Origin of the sequence: Mesorhizobium sp. B2-4-14 (genome assembly GCF_006442155.1) — a bacterium.
GTDB lineage: Bacteria > Pseudomonadota > Alphaproteobacteria > Rhizobiales > Rhizobiaceae > Mesorhizobium.
This window is the reverse complement of the sequence record NZ_VFVA01000007.1, coordinates 186,823-202,841: the sequence shown is the minus strand read 5'-3', so window position 1 is coordinate 202,841 and position 16,019 is coordinate 186,823. Positions and strand designations below refer to the sequence as shown.

The window sequence follows — 16,019 nt, the reverse complement described above, 5'->3', positions numbered from 1 at the left end:
GAAATCATCTCGCCGATCATCTACGCGCTGCCGATCCAGATGCTGGCCTACTTCACCGCCGTGTTCATGGGCACCGACGTCGACCAGCCGCGCAACCTGGCGAAGTCGGTGACGGTGGAGTAGGTTTCATCCTTTCGTCATCCTCGGGCGGAGCAGGCGCGAAGCGACTGCGCAGACCCGAGGATCCATTCCGTGACCTTTGTGGCGGATCAAAACGGTGCAAAACCGAGCGCTACCATCCGATTCCACGGAAAAGCTCGAACCACTCTGAATTGGCCTTTTCGATCAGTTCGATCTTTCATTGGCGGCCAGCGTTTCAGCGACTTCTCGCGCTGAATTGCATCGCGAATGTCGAAGTATTCCTCGTACCAGACCAGCCGCTGCACGCCGTAGCGCCCGGTAAAGCGCGAGCCTTCACCGGATTTGTGCTCTGGCATCCGGCGCCCGAGATCGTTTGTGACACCAATGTAGATGGTGCCGCGCTTCCTGCTTGCAGTCATGTAGACATAGCCCGTAACGAGCGAAGGGATAGCGGCCAGACGGCCCGGCGACAATCTTGAGGTTTTGCATTCTTCGGCGCACGTCACGGAATGGATCCTCGGGTCTGCGCAGTCGCTCCGCGACTGCTTCGTCCGTGGATGACGAAGGGAAGGATGTTTCGGCTAATCGAGGATGGAAGCGGCTTCCGCTCGAACCACTCGGGGCTGCGGCATAACAAGCGCTCTTTAAAAACTTCGCAGTTCCAAACCGGCTTCCGGTTCACTAATGTTGCGTTGCAACCCGCGCCTCCGGTGAACCATGTCCGATGCTCCGAAGACCTCCGGCATGACCCGGCTGAGGAACTATTTCCTCACGGGCTTCATCGTCTGCGCGCCCTTGGCGATCACCGCCTATATCGCCTGGTCGTTCATCGGCTGGGTCGATTCCTGGGTAAAACCCTATATTCCGGCACGCTACAGCCCCGATACCTACCTGCCATTCCCGGTGCCCGGGTTCGGGCTGATCGTCGCGCTTATCCTGATCACGCTGATCGGTTTCTTCGCCGCCAACATTGTCGGTCGTGCCATTGTGGGTTTCGGCGAGCGCCTGCTTGGTCGCATGCCGCTGGTGCGCGGCATCTACGGCTCGCTGAAGCAGATTTTCGAGACCGTCCTGTCGAACAAGGGCGACATGTTCCGCCAGGTTGGGCTGGTCGAATATCCGCGCAAGGGCGTCTGGTCGCTGGTGTTTGTTGCCAGCGAAAAGGAGACAGAGATCAATGAGAAGCTTGACCAGGAGGGCGACCCGCTGATCGCCGTGTTCATGCCTTGCACCCCCAATCCGACGACCGGCTTCCTTATGTATGTGCCGAAGTCCGACATCGTGCTGCTGGACATGACGATCGAGGACGGCGCAAAGCTGATCGTGTCGGCTGGACTGGTGGCGCCGGAAGTAAAAACCAAAGTGGTGACGCTGAATGGCGAGCCAATCAACGGAACCGTGGCCAACCCGCCGCTAGGACCTCATCCGGCGCGAAGAAGCCGAACGGCCTCGTCGCGACCGAACAAATAGAGCAGCAGGCGCAGCGCTTCCCCACGGTCGGATTGCAGCTCCGGGTCGCGCGACAGGATCAGCCTTGCGTCGTCGCGAGCGGCCTCGAGCAGATCGGCATGCGCCTCGATGCGCGCCACCTGAAAACCCGGCGTGCCGGACTGGCGGGTGCCCAGCAATTCGCCTTCGCCGCGCAATTTCAGGTCTTCCTCGGCAATCAGGAAACCGTCTTCGGTCTCACGCATCACCGACAGCCGGCGTCTTGCGGTCTCGCCAAGCGGATCCTTGTAGAGCAGCAAGCAGGACGAGGGTTTGTCGCCGCGTCCGACCCGGCCACGCAGCTGGTGCAATTGGGCAAGGCCGAAGCGTTCGGCATGCTCGATGACCATCACGGTGGCGTCCGGCACGTCGACGCCGACCTCAATGACCGTGGTGGCGATCAGAATGCGCGTCTCGCCCTGCTTGAAGGCACGCATCGCCTCGTCCTTCTCGGCACCCTTCATGCGGCCATGGACGAGGCCGATCCGGTCGCCGAACAGCGGTTTCAGCGAGGCGAAACGGTCCTCGGCCGACATCAGCTTGATCTCCTCGGATTCCTCGACCAATGGGCAGATCCAATAAATCTTCTGGCCACCGGCGACGGCGTCGATCATGCGGCCAACGAGTTCGTCGAGCCGCTCCAACGGCAAGGTGACAGTGCGGATCGGCTGGCGGCCGGCGGGTTTCTCCGTCAATTTCGACACGTCCATGTCGCCGAAGGCGGTCAGCACCAACGTGCGTGGAATGGGGGTTGCGGTCATCACCAGCATGTCGGGCGCATCGCCCTTGGCGGTGATGGCAAGCCGCTGGTGGACGCCGAAGCGGTGCTGCTCATCGATGACGGCCAGCACCAGATCATGAAAGGTGACGGTCTCCTGGAACAGCGCGTGGGTGCCGACGACGATGTCGATGTCGCCGCTTGCCAGGCCGGTCAGCGTGTCGATGCGCTCGCGGCCTTTCTCTCGGCCGGTCAGGATGGCGATGCGCAGCCCGACCCTGGCGGCAAGCGGCGCGATCGTCGCCAGATGCTGGCGTGCCAGGATTTCGGTGGGCGCCATCAATGCCGCCTGACCGCCAGCCTCGACGGCGCGCGCCATGGCCAGTAGTGCGACAACCGTCTTGCCGGAGCCGACATCGCCCTGCAGCAGCCGCAGCATGCGTTCGGGGTCGGCAAGGTCGGCATTGATCTCGGCGAGCGCGAATTCCTGGCTTGATGTCAGCGAATAGGGAAGGGCGGCGCGCAGTTTCTCAACGATGCTGCCGTCACCCACCAAAGGACGGCCGGACAGCCGGCGGACCTTTGCCCGGACCAGCGCCAGCGAGACCTGGCCTGCCAGAAATTCGTCATAGGCGAGGCGTCGCCAGGCCGCGCCCTCAACCGAGACGTCGATCGGATCCGCCGGGTTGTGAATACGGGAAAGCGTGTCGGCGAAGGCGGGAAAGGTGTGCCGGCGCATGAAAGCGCCATCCTGCCACTCCGGCAAATCGGGCACGCGCGCCAGCGCCTGGCCGATCGCGCGGCGCAGCACCTTGCCCGAGAGGCCGGCGGTGAGCGGATAGACCGGTTCGACGAGCGGCAGGTTTTCCGCTTCGCTGGCCAGCGCGATATGGTCGGGGTGGACCATGGTCGGGCGGCCGTTGAACCATTCCATGCGGCCGGAGACCACGACATGCTCGCCCACGGGCATTGCTTTTTCGAGATAGGCAGCGTGGGCATGGAAAAAGGTCAGGCCGATTTCGCCGGTATCGTCATGCGCGAAGACCCGGTAGGGTACCGACCTGTTGCCGCGCGGTGGCGGCTGGTGGCGATCGATGCGCACCTCGAGCGTGACGATCGCGCCTTGGGCGGCAAGCGCAATGCCGGGCCGGTTGCGGCGGTCGATGACGGTGTGCGGCAGCACGAACAGAAGATCGCCGGCGCGCGCGGCGCGATCGCCGAGATCGGCGGCTACCACCTTTTCGATCAGCGCGCCGACCTTCGGCCCGACGCCGGCAAGCGAAGTGATCGGGACAAACAGCGGATCGAGGATGGATGGGCGCATGATGTCAGCTTATGTCGCGACGGTCGCAGCGCAAGGCTGACAGCACCCTCTATCCACGCTATATGCGCCGCAGCAAGCGAGGATGCGGCACAATGACCGGAACGAAACGATCAAGCGAGGGGCTGGATGCCCGCCGCCGCAAACTCCTGTTCCGCTCCTGGCATCGCGGCCTGCGCGAGATGGACCTGATCCTCGGCACGTTCGCCGACGCCGAGATCGGTTCCTTGACCGGCGAGGAAATCGACCAATATGAGAGGCTCCTCGACATTCCCGACGCCGAATTCCTGCCGCTGGTCACCGGCGAGCGCCCCGTTCCGGCGGATATCGATTGTGCTGTCCTGCAAAAAATCCTGGCGTCCCGCCGGACCATGACTTTCTGAACACAAGCAATTCCAGGAAAAGTGCGAAGCGGTTTTCCGTCCGGAATTGCGACAACCAAGACCGTGATTTTGATGAGCCTCATTCCAACCATTGGCCTGCCGAAGGGCCGCGCCGGCCAGTTCATCGTCGACGGCGTCGCCGACGGCTATGAAGCTTTTGCCCTGGTGCAGACGGCCCTCGAAATCGCACCTGACAAGCCGGTGCTGTTCGTGGCGCGGGACGGCCAGCGCCTGCCGGCGATCATCGAGGCGCTGTCTTTCGCCGCACCCGGCCTGCCTGTGCTGGAGCTGCCGGCATGGGATTGCCTGCCCTACGACCGGGTCTCGCCGGGTTCGGATGCCGCCGCCAAACGGCTCGACGCGCTGACGGCGATGATTGCGCTAGCCAAGAAGCCGCATCGTGCCGTTATCCTCACCACCGCCAATGCGCTTCTGCAGCGTGTGCCGCCGGCCGATCTCGTCGAGGCGCAGACCTTCCATGCCAGGCCGGGCAACCAGATCGACATGAACGTGCTGATCGCGCGACTGGAAACGTCAGGCTTCGAACGCGTGCCGACGGTGCGCGGCATCGGCGAATTCGCGGTGCGCGGCGGCATTCTCGACCTGTTCGCCCCCGGCTGGACCGAGGCGCTGAGGCTGGATTTCTTCGGCGATACGCTGGAATCGATCCGCGTCTTCGACGCGGCCACCCAGCGCACAACTGGTCAGCGCAAGTCGATGGCGCTGCAGGCGATGAGCGAAGTGGCGCTCACGCCCGAAACCATCAGCCGTTTCCGCCGCGCCTACATCGAAGCGTTCGGCGCGCCGTCGCGTGACGACGGCCTCTACGCCGCGGTCAGCGAAGGCCGGCGCTTCGCCGGCATGGAGCACTGGCTGCCGTTCTTCTATGAGCGGCTGGAGACGGTATTCGATTATCTGCCGGACACGCCCGTCGTTTTCGACCATCTGGCGCATGAGGCGCTCGCCGAACGCCACACATTGATCCTCGATCATTACGAGGCGCGCAGGAAGCAGGCCGACAGCGCGCTAAGGGATGCCGTGCCTTACAAGCCGGTGGCGCCGGACCTGCTTTACCTCTCGCCGGAAAACCTGATCGCCTCGCTCGGACCGCGCGAAGCGATCGATTTCACGCCCTTCGACGCACCCGATGCCGGCGCCAAGAAAGTCTATCACGCCGGCTCACGCCATGGCCGCAGCTTCGTCGAGGAACGCGCCGATCCGAACGTCAATGTCTTCGATGTTGTCGTCAGGCATATCGCCGACGAACGCGCGGCGCGCCGCCGTGTCGTCATCGCCGGCTGGACCGAAGGTTCGCTCGACCGGCTTGGGCAAATCCTGGCCGAGCATCATCTCGGCAATCTCAAGCAGGTCGACACGCTGGCGGAGGCCGAACAGCTTGAGCCGGGGCAGGCGGCATTGGCCGTTCTGCCATTGGAATCCGGCTTCGAGACCGGAAAGCTGGTCGTCATCGCCGAACAGGACATTCTCGGCGACCGGCTGATCCGGCGCTCGAAGCGCAAGAAGCGCGCGTCCGACTTCATTGCCGAAGCTTCGGCCCTATCGGCCGGCGATATCGTCGTCCATGCCGACCATGGCATTGGCCGTTTCATCGGGCTGCGCACCATCGAGGCGGTCGGCGCGCCGCACGACTGTCTCGAGATCCATTATGCCGGCGACGACCGGCTGTTCCTGCCGGTGGAAAATATCGAGCTTCTGTCGCGCTACGGTTCGGATTCGGCCGAAGCGACGCTGGACAAGCTTGGCGGCGGCGCCTGGCAGTCGCGCAAGGCAAAGCTGAAGCGGCGCCTGCTCGACATGGCCGGACAGCTGATCCGCATCGCCGCCGAGCGGCAGATGCGCGCCGCACCGCCGCTGGTGCCGGCCGAAGGCCTCTATGATGAATTCGCCGCCCGGTTCCCCTACGAGGAGACCGACGACCAGCAGACAGCGATCGATTCGGTGCGGGATGACCTTGGCGCCGGCAAGCCGATGGACCGGCTGATCTGCGGCGATGTCGGCTTCGGCAAGACCGAAGTGGCGCTTCGTGCCGCCTTCATCGCGGCGATGGAAGGATTTCAGGTCGCCGTCGTGGTGCCGACGACACTGTTGTCACGCCAGCATTTCAAGACGTTCTCCCAGCGTTTCTCAGGGCTTCCCATCCGCGTCGCCCAGGCCTCCCGGCTGGTCGGCGCCAAGGAGCTCGCGGAAACGAAGAAGGCTTTGGCCGAAGGTCAGGTCGACATCGTCGTCGGCACCCATGCGCTGCTCGGATCCTCGATCTCGTTCAAGAATCTCGGCCTGCTGATCATCGACGAGGAGCAGCATTTTGGCGTCAAGCACAAGGAGCGGCTGAAGGACCTGAAGACCGATGTGCATGTGCTGACGCTGTCGGCGACGCCAATCCCGCGCACGCTGCAACTGGCGCTGACGGGCGTGCGTGAACTGTCGCTGATCGCCACGCCGCCGGTCGACCGCATGGCGGTGCGCACCTTCATCTCGCCGTTCGATCCGCTGGTCATCCGCGAAACGCTGCTTCGCGAGCGCTATCGCGGCGGGCATTCCTTCTATGTGGTTCCGCGCATCAGCGATCTCTCGGAAATTCATGATTTCTTGAAGGAATCCGTCCCCGAACTGAAGGTGGCGGTGGCTCATGGCCAGATGCCGCCTGGTGAACTCGACGACATCATGAACGCCTTCTATGACGGCCAGTACGATGTGCTTCTGTCGACGACCATCGTCGAATCCGGCCTCGACATCCCGACCGCCAACACGCTGATCATCCACCGCGCGGACATGTTCGGCCTGTCGCAGCTCTACCAGCTGCGCGGTCGTGTCGGCCGCTCGAAGGTGCGCGCCTACGCGCTCTTCACGCTGCCGGCCAACCGCAAGCTCACCGACACGGCCGAGCGCAGGTTGAAGGTGCTGCAATCGCTCGACACGCTGGGCGCCGGCTTCCAGCTTGCCAGCCATGATCTCGATATCCGTGGCGCGGGCAATCTTCTGGGCGAAGAGCAGTCCGGCCACATCAAGGAGGTCGGTTTCGAGCTCTACCAGCAGATGCTGGAGGAGGCCGTCGCCGAGGTGAAGGATTCCGGCGAGGTTCAGGATGGCGGCTGGTCGCCGCAGATCGCCGTCGGCACGGCGGTGATGATCCCGGAAAGCTATGTGCCCGACCTGCAACTCAGGCTGGCGCTCTACCGCCGTCTCGGCGATCTCGAAAACACCGAGGAGATCGATGGCTTCGGCGCCGAGCTGATCGACCGTTTCGGCCCGCTGCCGGAGGAGGTGAAGCATCTCTTGAAGATCGTCTTCATCAAGGCGCTCTGCCGCAAGGCCAATGTCGAGAAGCTCGATGCCGGGCCGAAGGGCGTCGTCATCCATTTCCGCAAGCGCGAATTCCCCAATCCGGTCGGGCTGGTCAAATTCATCGGCGAGCAGGGCTCGCTGGCCAAGATCAGGCCAGACCACAGTGTCGTCTTCGTGCGCGACTGGCCGAATGCCGAAAAACGCCTGGCGGGCTCCGCGGTTGTGATGACGCAATTGGCGAAGTTGGCGGAGAAGGCGGCCTGATCTGAGGTTTCAGGCCGTCTTGCGTGCGGCAACCCATTCGCCAGCGCTGAAATTCCGGTCTAGAATAGGAAATCGGCTTCGTGTATGGAGCCGCCACCCCATATCGGGGCAGATAGTGTGGGCGAGGTCGCCCATTCGTTGGTTTGACGCAATTCCGGACGGAAAACCGTCTCATACTTTCCTGGAATTGCTCGGAAAGAGCGTTGGTGCAGCGATGACGAAATGGTCGCCGAATTCTTGGAGAGCAAAGCCGATCAAGCAGGTCCCTGCCTATCCGGATCTTGCAGCTCTGAAGAACACGGAAGCCCAGCTCGCCACCTTTCCGCCGCTGGTCTTTGCCGGTGAGGCACGCAAGCTGAAGAAGCAGTTGGCGGCGGTCGCCGCCGGTGAAGCCTTCCTCCTTCAAGGGGGCGATTGCGCCGAGAGCTTCGCCGAACATGGCGCGGACAATATCCGCGACTTCTTCCGCGTCTTTCTGCAGATGTCGGTCGTGCTGACCTTCGCTGGCGCGCAGCCGGTGGTGAAGGTCGGCCGCGTCGCCGGCCAGTTCGCCAAGCCGCGCTCGTCCGACAACGAGACCAAGAGCGGCGTCACGCTGCCGAGCTATCGCGGCGACATCATCAACGGGATCGAGTTCGACGCCAAGTCGCGTATTCCCGATCCCGCCCGCCAGGAAATGGCATACCGCCAGTCGGCGGCGACGCTCAACCTTTTGCGCGCCTTCGCGCAGGGCGGCTATGCCAGCCTGGAGAACGTGCATCGCTGGATGCTCGGCTTCGTGTCAGACAGCCCGCAGGGCGAAAAATACGAGTCGCTGGCCAACCGCATCACCGAGGCGATGGACTTCATGAAGGCCGTCGGTATCACCTCGGAAACCAACTACGCGCTGCGCGAGACCGATTTCTACACCAGCCACGAGGCGCTGCTGCTCGGCTACGAGGAAGCGCTGACCCGCGTCGATTCTACCTCGGGCGACTGGTACGCCACCTCTGGCCACATGATCTGGATCGGCGATCGCACGCGCCAGCCCGACCACGCGCATGTCGAATATTGCCGCGGCATTAAGAATCCGCTCGGCCTGAAATGTGGTCCATCGCTGACGCCTGACGGTTTGCTGGAGCTGATCGACCTGCTCAATCCCGAGAACGAGCCCGGCCGGCTGACGCTGATCGCTCGCTTCGGTTCGGACAAGGTCGCCGATCATCTGCCGAAGCTGGTGCGCGCGGTGCAGAAGGAAGGCCGCAGCGTGGTCTGGTCATCCGACCCGATGCATGGCAACACGATCGAGGCCGCGGGCTACAAGACGCGGCCGTTCGACCGTATCCTGAAGGAAGTGCAGACCTTCTTCGAGGTGCACCGCGCCGAAGGCACGCATCCCGGCGGCATCCACGTCGAGATGACCGGCAAGAACGTCACCGAATGCACGGGCGGCGCGCGCGCCATCACGGCCGAGGAATTGCAGGACCGCTACCACACGCATTGCGATCCGCGCCTCAATGCCGACCAGGCGATCGAACTGGCCTTCCTGGTGTCGGATCTGCTGAAGAAGAGCCATCCGGTCCAGCAGAAGCACGCCGTCAACGGCTGACCCATGGCTGGTGCCTCCGCTGATACCGGCGCGATCGGCGAACAGGAGGCATCAGTCCTTCTTGTAGAGAAGCCAGCTCTTGCCGGAGCGGCCGGCCATCGTCGAATGCCTGGTGACGCGGTTGCGGCCGCTGACCTTGGAGCGATACAGCGCTCGGTCGGCCTTGGTGTAAAGGTCCTCGGGACCGTCGGCCTCGGATGCCATGCAGATGCCCATCGAGACCGTCACGGTACCGTATTTCATGCCGGTCTGGCTGCTGGTGAATGGCGTCTGTTCGATCAGCGCGCGAATGCGCTCCGCGATCTCGTAGGTGGCGTCCTCGCTGGCACCCTCGATGATCAGCGCGAACTCCTCGCCGCCGGTGCGCGCGACGAACATATCGCCGCGAATGCTGGTCTGGAAAATCTCGGCGATGACCTGGATGATCTTGTCGCCGACCGGATGGCCATACCGGTCATTGATGTCCTTGAACCGATCAATGTCGGCAAGGATTAAGGCATTGAACAGGATACCCTTGTTGCTGTTGTAGATTCGGGTGATTTCCCTGTCGAAGGCGCGGCGGTTCCAGATCTGGGTCAACGGATCGGTGTTGGCCAGCCGCTTGTATTCCTCGAGCTTCGACTTGACGCTCTCGAGTTCCGCCGTCTTGTCATTGAGCGTCGAGGCGACCTGTCGGCCGTGGTCGATCGTCGAATTGGTAGCGATCGACATGGCGTTGGCGATCTTTTGCAGAAGATCCTGGGAGAGCAGGCTGCGGCTGTTCAGGCCGTTTGATGTCTCATTGAGAATCCTGCCGTATTTCTCGATGTGGCTGCGCTCGCTGCGCAACAGCGATGCGACTTCCTCGAGTTCCCTGGCGATAACGTCCCGCGCATGCTCCACGATGCCTGGGCCATGGTTCTGGGCAAAGAAAGAACGGCCGATCTTGTCCAACTCGTCCTGTGTGGGCCGGCTGTTCAGCGAAAGCACCGCAACGCTGAGTTCGCGATTGGTGCCACTCAGTGCTTCATAGAAGATCTCGTAATTGCGCGGCAGGCCGAGCACGCCCAACTGGCGCATCGTGGCGACAACAGCGGATGCGATGTCAGTGTTCTGTTCGGTTGGTGCTGCTGCCGGCTGCATGTCTGGTACACTCTTCCCTTGGATTCCGACGCAGAAATGCGGGTCCACTGATCGCCGAACTGGGGGAGTGGCCTGCCGACATTCCAGAACATCTTGCGAAGAGACGCGTCCCCACCCACGACCTTTGCTTGAGAGACCATAATTGCGTCAGCGCTAAAGTTTCCTTAATTCGCATGACTTCCACGGGTTTTTCTCTACCTGTGGCTGTAGAGACATGAATTTCCGCACCACCAATCGGGAGACAACACGCAGTTTGGCGGCTTTGAATTCGAAACCTCGCGGCGCGCTGCTGAAAATGAAATTGAATTTCGAAATCGTCACGCCAGTCGGAGTCGTATTTGCTTGCGCGTAACCAACGCAAAGCTGGAATCCTGATGACGATGATGGACGAGGTTCTTCAAGGAGTGCCGAAATGAGTGACAGTCACCAGGGATCGTGCCTGTGCAAAGCGGTCCGCTTCAGGACGCGCGGCGCGCTGCGGGGCGTCGTCTACTGTCATTGTTCGCAGTGCCGTAAACAAAGCGGGCACTTCTATGCCGCGACCAATGTCGCCGACGCCGACATCGTGATCGAAGGCGCGGAAAACATCACCTGGTACGAGGCGTCCGACTTCGCCAGGCGCGGCTTCTGCAAAGTATGCGGGTCAGTGCTTTTCTGGAAACCGAGGGATCGAGACTACATTTCGGTCCTGGCGGGATCGTTCGACAAGCCGACAGATCTCAAGGGCGAATACCATATCTTCGTCGGCGACAAGGGCGACTATTATTCGATCCACGACGGGCTGCCGCAGTTTGAAAAGTCGACGCCGTCGATACTGGTCCCTGAATAAATTTTGGACAAGACGCCTTATTCCATTGACCGGGCCGTTGCTTTATCCCGTGCCGGTGGTTCGCAAAGGGGTCTAGCATGCAGCGGCTGATCGATGCTTTTATCAATTCGGTGCGGGCATTTCGCAAGCTCGCCGTTAGCGAGAAGGCTTTCCAGCAGGAACTGATGCTGCTGGTGCTGGCTTTGCCCGCGGGCTGGTTCATTTCGGTGTCGTGGCGCAGCTACGCGCTGCTGATCGGCGCAGTGCTGCTCCTGATCATGGTCGAGGTGCTGAACACCGGCATCGAGGCGGCCTGTGACGCAATTTCTCGTGAATTCCACATCGACATCCAGCTCGCGAAGGATTGCGGCTCGCTGGCGGTGCTGATTTCGGTCGTGATTGCTGGTGGCGTCTGGGGCATCGCTCTCATCGAGCGCGTTGCCGGGGTTCCGATCTGAGACTCTGATCCCTACATGACAGTCACCAGAGCCTGATCCCGAAGAAATCGGGACGCTCTGGTTTATGTTGGCCATGATCTTTTCCGAAAACCGATTCCACGTTTCGGGATCATGGCTCAGGAAACCGTCATGTCCGAATTTACAAACCCGCTGCTTCTCGAACGCAAAGGCTTGCCGGATGACCTGCGCTGGCTGACCGAGAAATATCCGCGCGAAACCTGGCAGGGCCACGCCAACATCCACGGCATTGCCAATATGTGGCTGCAGCGGCACGACATGTTCCGCGAGCTCGGCGGCATGCTCACCAACGGCATTGGCGACTATCGCGAAGGCAGGCTGGCGGCACCCGATTTCGCGCGCTGGTTCGCACCGCGTCTCAATCATTTTCTTGGAAATCTCAATGGTCATCACAATGTCGAGGACCATCATTATTTCCCGGTCTTTGCCAAGGCGGAGGCGCGGCTCAAGCGCGGCTTTGAAATCCTCGACGCCGACCACCACACGATCCATGAAGGACTGGAACGTAACGCCGAGGCGGCGAATGCCTTTATCCGCACGCTTCAGGAAGGCGAGGACAAGCAGCGCTTCGCCGCCGATGCCTATGCCGACGAGAACAGCCGGCTGATCGCGATGCTGACCCGGCATCTCGCCGACGAGGAGGATCTGATCATCCCGCTGATCCTCGACCGGGGCGATCGGGCGCTGGATATAGACTGACGATCAGCTCAGCTTTCCCTGGCTCGCTCCTTGCTGGCGACATGGCGCGCCACAAGCCAGGCAATGATGGCCACCGCCAGACCGATCCCCAGACCGATCAACAGCCGCTCGTGGCGGGCCAATGCCTTGCCGATAAGCTGCTCGGCTCCCAGCCCGAAGACGTAGCCGATCGTGCCGAACAGGATTGCCCAAACCGTCGACGAGACGGCGTTGAGGACGACGAAACGCAGCATCGAGATGCGCGACAGTCCGGCCGCTATGCCGCCGACGAGGCGCATGCCGTAGACGTAACGGTTCGACAGTACGAAGATGTTGGGATGGGTGTTGAGCAGATGGTAGGCGCGGCGGAAACCGGGGCGCCGGCGCAATCTCACGACATAGCGATGATCGGCAAAGCTTCGCCCAAGGATGAAGAAGCCCGTATCGCCGGCGAAGGCGCCGAGTGCTGCCGCGACGAAGGCATGCCACAGCACGAAGATATGCTGGTGGGCGAAGAAGCCGCCGAGGATGGCCGCACTTTCTCCTTCGGCAACGCAGCCGAGAAAGACCGCAAGCAGCCCGTATTGTTCGATGAAATGATGGATCGGGTCGGTCATGAAGCCGACTGCTGCTGCGACAGCCTTTCATCGATCCGTTGTACCTGTTCGGCCAGCCGCACGATCTCGTCGCGCATGCCGAGGATCTGGCTGTGGCGCAGTTCGTCGAGCTTTTCATGCAGCGCCATGATTTCGATCTCTGCCTTCAGATTGACCTCGTAGTCATGGGCGGCATCGATGCGGTCGCGCTCGGTCTGGCGGTTCTGCGCCATCATGATCACCGGCGCCTGAATGGCGGCAAGCATCGACAGGATGAGGTTGAGGAAGATGAACGGGTAGGGGTCGAAGGCATCGCGTGACAGAAGCCAGACATTGCCAGCGGTCCAAAGGACCAGGAAAGCCAGAAAGGCGAGGATGAAGGACCAGGAACCGCCGATGCGGGCGATGGTGTCGGCAAGCCGGTCGCCAAAGGTCTGGTGGAAGGCGACAGCCTTGTTGGTGTCCCTGGTGATGGTGGTGCGCTCGAACGTTGACTGCAGCACACGGCTCTCCAACTGGGTGAGGCCGTCCGGCCGTCGCTTGAACCAACGGTTCGCCAGTTCATCGATCGTCTTGTACATGGCTGTCTCCAGGTCTGGGCTGGCGATAGAGGTAGAGGCTGCCGGCTCCCAGGGGAAGTGATACATTGCGGCGGACAGCGAGGGACCGATGGCTGATTTTCAAAAAATTCGCCTGCGCGCGGCAAAACGCAAGGGCGGCGAAGCGGAGCTTTCGACGCTGCTCGGGCCGGTGCCCGACAACGCCGCCGTCGCCGAGATCGCGGACGACCGCATTCTCTCGACCATGGCCGAGCGGATCTTCGCCGCCGGTTTCGTCTGGCGGGTCATCGAGCAGAAATGGCCAGGCTTCGAGGAGGCTTTTCTGCGTTTCGAGCCGAAGCGGCTGTTGTTCCAGCCTGACGATTTCTGGCACGATCTGGCTTCCGATCAGCGCATCGTGCGCAATCCGCAGAAGATCAGGTCCGTTCGCGACAATGCCGCCTTCGTCGAGCGTGTGTCCAGAGAGCATGGCGGCTTCGGTCATTTCCTTGCCGAATGGCCGACCGACGACCAGGTCGGACTGATGGCCTATCTCGGCAAGCATGGCAGCCGGCTCGGCGGCAACACCGGCCAGTATTTCCTGCGCTGGCTGGGGTGGGATGCCTTCGTCATTCGACCGATATGGCGGCGGCACTTCGCGACGCCGGGCTCGACATCGCGGAAAGCCCGACCTCGAAGAAGGACCTGGACAAAGTCCAGGCGCAGATCAACCGGTGGGCTGCCGAGACAGGTTTGCCGCGGCGGCACATTTCGCGCATCCTGGCGATGTCGATCGGCGACAACCATTCTCCGCAAGCGCTGCGCGAGTATATGGGCCAGGACTGATCGTCGGTCTGGACACTGTTCACCCAGGTCATCCGGCCTGACACGACTGACGTATGTCACTTGGTCCGGGGTGGTCCAAGCGAACGCCATTGCGAGGCGGATTTTGCCGCGCTAAGTCAGCAGGCATGACCAAGAAGCCTGACATCCTGCGCATTGCAGTCGCCCAACTCAACCCGACTGTCGGCGATGTCGCCGGCAACCTCGCCAAAGCCCGCGAGGCGAGGGCGGATGCCGCCCGCCAGGGCGCCGATCTCGTGCTCTATACCGAGCTTTTCCTCGCCGGCTATCCGCCGGAGGATCTGGTGTTGAAGCCGGCCTTCCTGAAGGCCTGCGAGCGGGCGGCGCAGGATTTCGCCGCCGACACCGCCGATGGCGGCCCCGGCGTCATCATCGGCACGCCGCTGAAGCGCAAGAGCGGCACGCACAATTCGATCGTCTTCGCCGATGCCGGCAAGATCATCGCCGAACGCTACAAGCTCGATCTCCCCAACTACGGCGAATTCGACGAGAAGCGCGTCTTCCAGGCCGGGCCCGAGATCCAGGGGCCTATCAATTTCCGCGGCGTGCGCATCGGGATTCCGATCTGCGAGGACATCTGGGGTGAGATCGGCATCTGCGAGACGCTTGCCGAAAGCGGGGCGGAAATCCTGCTGGTGCCGAACGGCTCGCCCTATTACCGCGCCAAGATCGATGTCCGCCAACAGGTCGTCATCAAGCAGGTTATCGAGTGCGGCCTGCCGATCATCTATGCCAACCAGCTTGGCGGCCAGGACGAGCTGATCTTCGACGGTGCGTCGTTTGCTATTGGCGCCGACAGACGGCTTGCCTTCCAGATGAGCCAGTTCGAGGAAGCGGTCGACGTCACCACCTGGAAAAGACAGGACGATCATTGGGCCTGCTCTGAGGGGCCGATGTCGAAAATCCCCGAGCGGGAGGAAGCCGACTACCGGGCCTGCATGCTGGGCCTGCGCGACTATGTCAACAAGAACGGCTTCAAGAATGTCGTGCTCGGCCTGTCGGGCGGCATCGATTCGGCGATCTGCGCGGCCCTTGCCGTCGATGCACTTGGCGAGGAACGGCTGCGCGCGGTGATGATGCCTTACCGCTACACGTCGAAGGATTCGCTGAAGGATGCCGAGGACTGCGCCAGGGCGCTCGGTTGCCGCTATGACATCGTGCCGATCTTCGAGCCGGTCGAAGGCTTCATGCATGCGCTGACGCAGCTTTTCGAGGGCACCAAGGAAGGCATCACCGAAGAGAACCTGCAGAGCCGTGCGCGTGGCACCATCCTGATGGCGATCTCCAACAAGTTCGGCTCGATGGTCGTCACCACTGGCAACAAGAGCGAGATGTCCGTCGGCTACGCCACGCTCTATGGCGACATGAACGGCGGCTTCAACCCGATCAAGGACCTCTACAAGATGCAGGTCTACGCGCTGTCGCGCTGGCGCAACAGCCATGTGCCGCCGGGCGCGCTCGGGCCTTCCGGCGAGGTCATCCCGAAGAACATCATCGACAAGGCGCCATCGGCGGAATTGCGCGAGAACCAGACCGACCAGGATTCGCTGCCGCCCTATCCGGTGCTGGACGATATCCTGGAATGCCTGATCGAGAACGAGATGGGCGTCGACGACATCGTGGCGCGCGGCCATGACCGGGCGACGGTGACGCGTATAGAGCATCTGCTCTACATCGCGGAATACAAACGCCGGCAGGCGGCACCGGGCGTGAAGATCACCAGGAAGAATTTCGGCCGCGACCGCCGCTATCCCATCACCAACCGTTTCAGGGATCGCGGGTAGGCG

General features: G+C 62.1%; 12 protein-coding genes and 3 pseudogenes. 10 read left to right on the top strand and 5 right to left on the bottom strand.

Annotated features, from left to right (window positions below; all coding sequences use genetic code 11):
- Positions 1-123 (top strand): annotated as a pseudogene (locus FJ938_RS29850) (glutamine--fructose-6-phosphate transaminase (isomerizing)); the annotation flags it as partial.
- Positions 124-232: 109 nt separating this feature from the next.
- Here the strand turns inward: FJ938_RS29850 and FJ938_RS09495 are convergent.
- A pseudogene (locus FJ938_RS09495) lies at positions 233-500 on the bottom strand (GIY-YIG nuclease family protein).
- 298 nt (positions 501-798) lie between these two features.
- On the opposite strand from FJ938_RS09495, the gene FJ938_RS09490 reads away from it, so the two are divergent.
- Positions 799-1,551 carry a DUF502 domain-containing protein gene (locus tag FJ938_RS09490; RefSeq protein ID WP_140612374.1) on the top strand — a complete coding sequence of 251 codons (753 nt, stop codon included), beginning with the start codon at positions 799-801 and terminating at the stop codon, positions 1,549-1,551.
- Here FJ938_RS09490 and recG read toward each other — a convergent pair.
- Positions 1,503-3,611, bottom strand: coding sequence for an ATP-dependent DNA helicase RecG (gene recG / locus FJ938_RS09485; RefSeq protein WP_140693043.1), 2,109 nt, complete (start codon positions 3,609-3,611; stop codon positions 1,503-1,505). The genes FJ938_RS09490 and recG overlap by 49 nt on opposite strands.
- Before the next feature lie 92 nt (positions 3,612-3,703).
- On the opposite strand from recG, the gene FJ938_RS09480 reads away from it, so the two are divergent.
- The 3 genes from FJ938_RS09480 to FJ938_RS09470 all read left to right on the top strand — a co-directional run bounded on the left by FJ938_RS09480 (position 3,704) and on the right by FJ938_RS09470 (position 9,149).
- On the top strand, positions 3,704-3,991 hold the full coding sequence (locus FJ938_RS09480) for a succinate dehydrogenase assembly factor 2 (protein WP_140612378.1): 288 nt from the start codon (positions 3,704-3,706) through the stop codon (positions 3,989-3,991).
- Positions 3,992-4,063: 72 nt separating this feature from the next.
- Positions 4,064-7,561 carry a transcription-repair coupling factor gene (mfd, locus tag FJ938_RS09475; protein ID WP_140693041.1) on the top strand — a complete coding sequence of 1,166 codons (3,498 nt, stop codon included), beginning with the start codon at positions 4,064-4,066 and terminating at the stop codon, positions 7,559-7,561.
- Positions 7,562-7,775: 214 nt separating this feature from the next.
- On the top strand, positions 7,776-9,149 hold the full coding sequence (locus FJ938_RS09470; RefSeq protein ID WP_140693039.1) for a 3-deoxy-7-phosphoheptulonate synthase class II: 1,374 nt from the start codon (positions 7,776-7,778) through the stop codon (positions 9,147-9,149).
- A 51-nt stretch (positions 9,150-9,200) separates the two neighbouring features.
- On the opposite strand, the gene FJ938_RS09465 is transcribed toward FJ938_RS09470, so the two are convergent.
- Positions 9,201-10,271, bottom strand: a complete 1,071-nt coding sequence (locus tag FJ938_RS09465) for a diguanylate cyclase (RefSeq protein ID WP_140693037.1) — start codon at positions 10,269-10,271, stop codon at positions 9,201-9,203.
- Positions 10,272-10,683: 412 nt separating this feature from the next.
- Here FJ938_RS09465 and FJ938_RS09460 point away from each other — a divergent pair, with 412 nt between their 5' ends.
- The 3 genes from FJ938_RS09460 (at position 10,684) to FJ938_RS09450 (ending at position 12,254) form a co-directional block, all read left to right on the top strand.
- The gene (locus tag FJ938_RS09460) at positions 10,684-11,100 is read left to right on the top strand and encodes a GFA family protein (RefSeq protein ID WP_140693035.1); all 417 of its coding nucleotides are present in this window, start codon (positions 10,684-10,686) and stop codon (positions 11,098-11,100) included.
- Positions 11,101-11,177: 77 nt separating this feature from the next.
- Positions 11,178-11,537 (top strand): diacylglycerol kinase, encoded by a 360-nt coding sequence (locus FJ938_RS09455; RefSeq protein ID WP_140693033.1) that lies wholly within the window; start codon positions 11,178-11,180, stop codon positions 11,535-11,537.
- Positions 11,538-11,666: 129 nt separating this feature from the next.
- Positions 11,667-12,254 (top strand): hemerythrin domain-containing protein, encoded by a 588-nt coding sequence (locus tag FJ938_RS09450; protein ID WP_140693031.1) that lies wholly within the window; start codon positions 11,667-11,669, stop codon positions 12,252-12,254.
- An 8-nt stretch (positions 12,255-12,262) separates the two neighbouring features.
- Here FJ938_RS09450 and FJ938_RS09445 read toward each other — a convergent pair whose 3' ends face one another.
- Entirely contained in the window at positions 12,263-12,850 is a 588-nt protein-coding gene (locus FJ938_RS09445; RefSeq protein WP_140612392.1) for a DedA family protein, read from the bottom strand.
- Positions 12,847-13,410, bottom strand: coding sequence for a DUF1003 domain-containing protein (locus FJ938_RS09440; protein WP_140612394.1), 564 nt, complete (start codon positions 13,408-13,410; stop codon positions 12,847-12,849). The genes FJ938_RS09445 and FJ938_RS09440 overlap by 4 nt, the downstream gene beginning before the upstream one ends.
- An 88-nt stretch (positions 13,411-13,498) precedes the next feature.
- Between FJ938_RS09440 and FJ938_RS09435 the strand changes: the two are divergent.
- Positions 13,499-14,214: pseudogene (locus FJ938_RS09435) on the top strand (DNA-3-methyladenine glycosylase I).
- A gap of 125 nt (positions 14,215-14,339) precedes the next feature.
- Positions 14,340-16,016 carry an NAD+ synthase gene (locus FJ938_RS09430; protein ID WP_140693028.1) on the top strand — a complete coding sequence of 559 codons (1,677 nt, stop codon included), beginning with the start codon at positions 14,340-14,342 and terminating at the stop codon, positions 16,014-16,016.
- Positions 16,017-16,019 lie beyond the last annotated feature (3 nt).

What these genes read in the sequence shown, in the direction of transcription:
- FJ938_RS09490 (WP_140612374.1), top strand. Translation starts at nt 799, where the DNA reads ATGTCCGATGCTCCGAAGACCTCCGGCATGACCCGGCTGAGGAACTAT.
- FJ938_RS09480 (WP_140612378.1), top strand. Translation starts at nt 3,704, where the DNA reads ATGACCGGAACGAAACGATCAAGCGAGGGGCTGGATGCCCGCCGCCGC.
- FJ938_RS09450 (WP_140693031.1), top strand. Translation starts at nt 11,667, where the DNA reads ATGTCCGAATTTACAAACCCGCTGCTTCTCGAACGCAAAGGCTTGCCG.
- recG (WP_140693043.1), bottom strand. Translation starts at nt 3,611, where the DNA reads ATGCGCCCATCCATCCTCGATCCGCTGTTTGTCCCGATCACTTCGCTT.
- FJ938_RS09440 (WP_140612394.1), bottom strand. Translation starts at nt 13,410, where the DNA reads ATGTACAAGACGATCGATGAACTGGCGAACCGTTGGTTCAAGCGACGG.
- FJ938_RS09465 (WP_140693037.1), bottom strand. Translation starts at nt 10,271, where the DNA reads ATGCAGCCGGCAGCAGCACCAACCGAACAGAACACTGACATCGCATCC.
- FJ938_RS09470 (WP_140693039.1), top strand. Translation starts at nt 7,776, where the DNA reads ATGACGAAATGGTCGCCGAATTCTTGGAGAGCAAAGCCGATCAAGCAG.
- FJ938_RS09445 (WP_140612392.1), bottom strand. Translation starts at nt 12,850, where the DNA reads ATGACCGACCCGATCCATCATTTCATCGAACAATACGGGCTGCTTGCG.
- FJ938_RS09430 (WP_140693028.1), top strand. Translation starts at nt 14,340, where the DNA reads ATGACCAAGAAGCCTGACATCCTGCGCATTGCAGTCGCCCAACTCAAC.
- FJ938_RS09455 (WP_140693033.1), top strand. Translation starts at nt 11,178, where the DNA reads ATGCAGCGGCTGATCGATGCTTTTATCAATTCGGTGCGGGCATTTCGC.
- mfd (WP_140693041.1), top strand. Translation starts at nt 4,064, where the DNA reads ATGAGCCTCATTCCAACCATTGGCCTGCCGAAGGGCCGCGCCGGCCAG.
- FJ938_RS09460 (WP_140693035.1), top strand. Translation starts at nt 10,684, where the DNA reads ATGAGTGACAGTCACCAGGGATCGTGCCTGTGCAAAGCGGTCCGCTTC.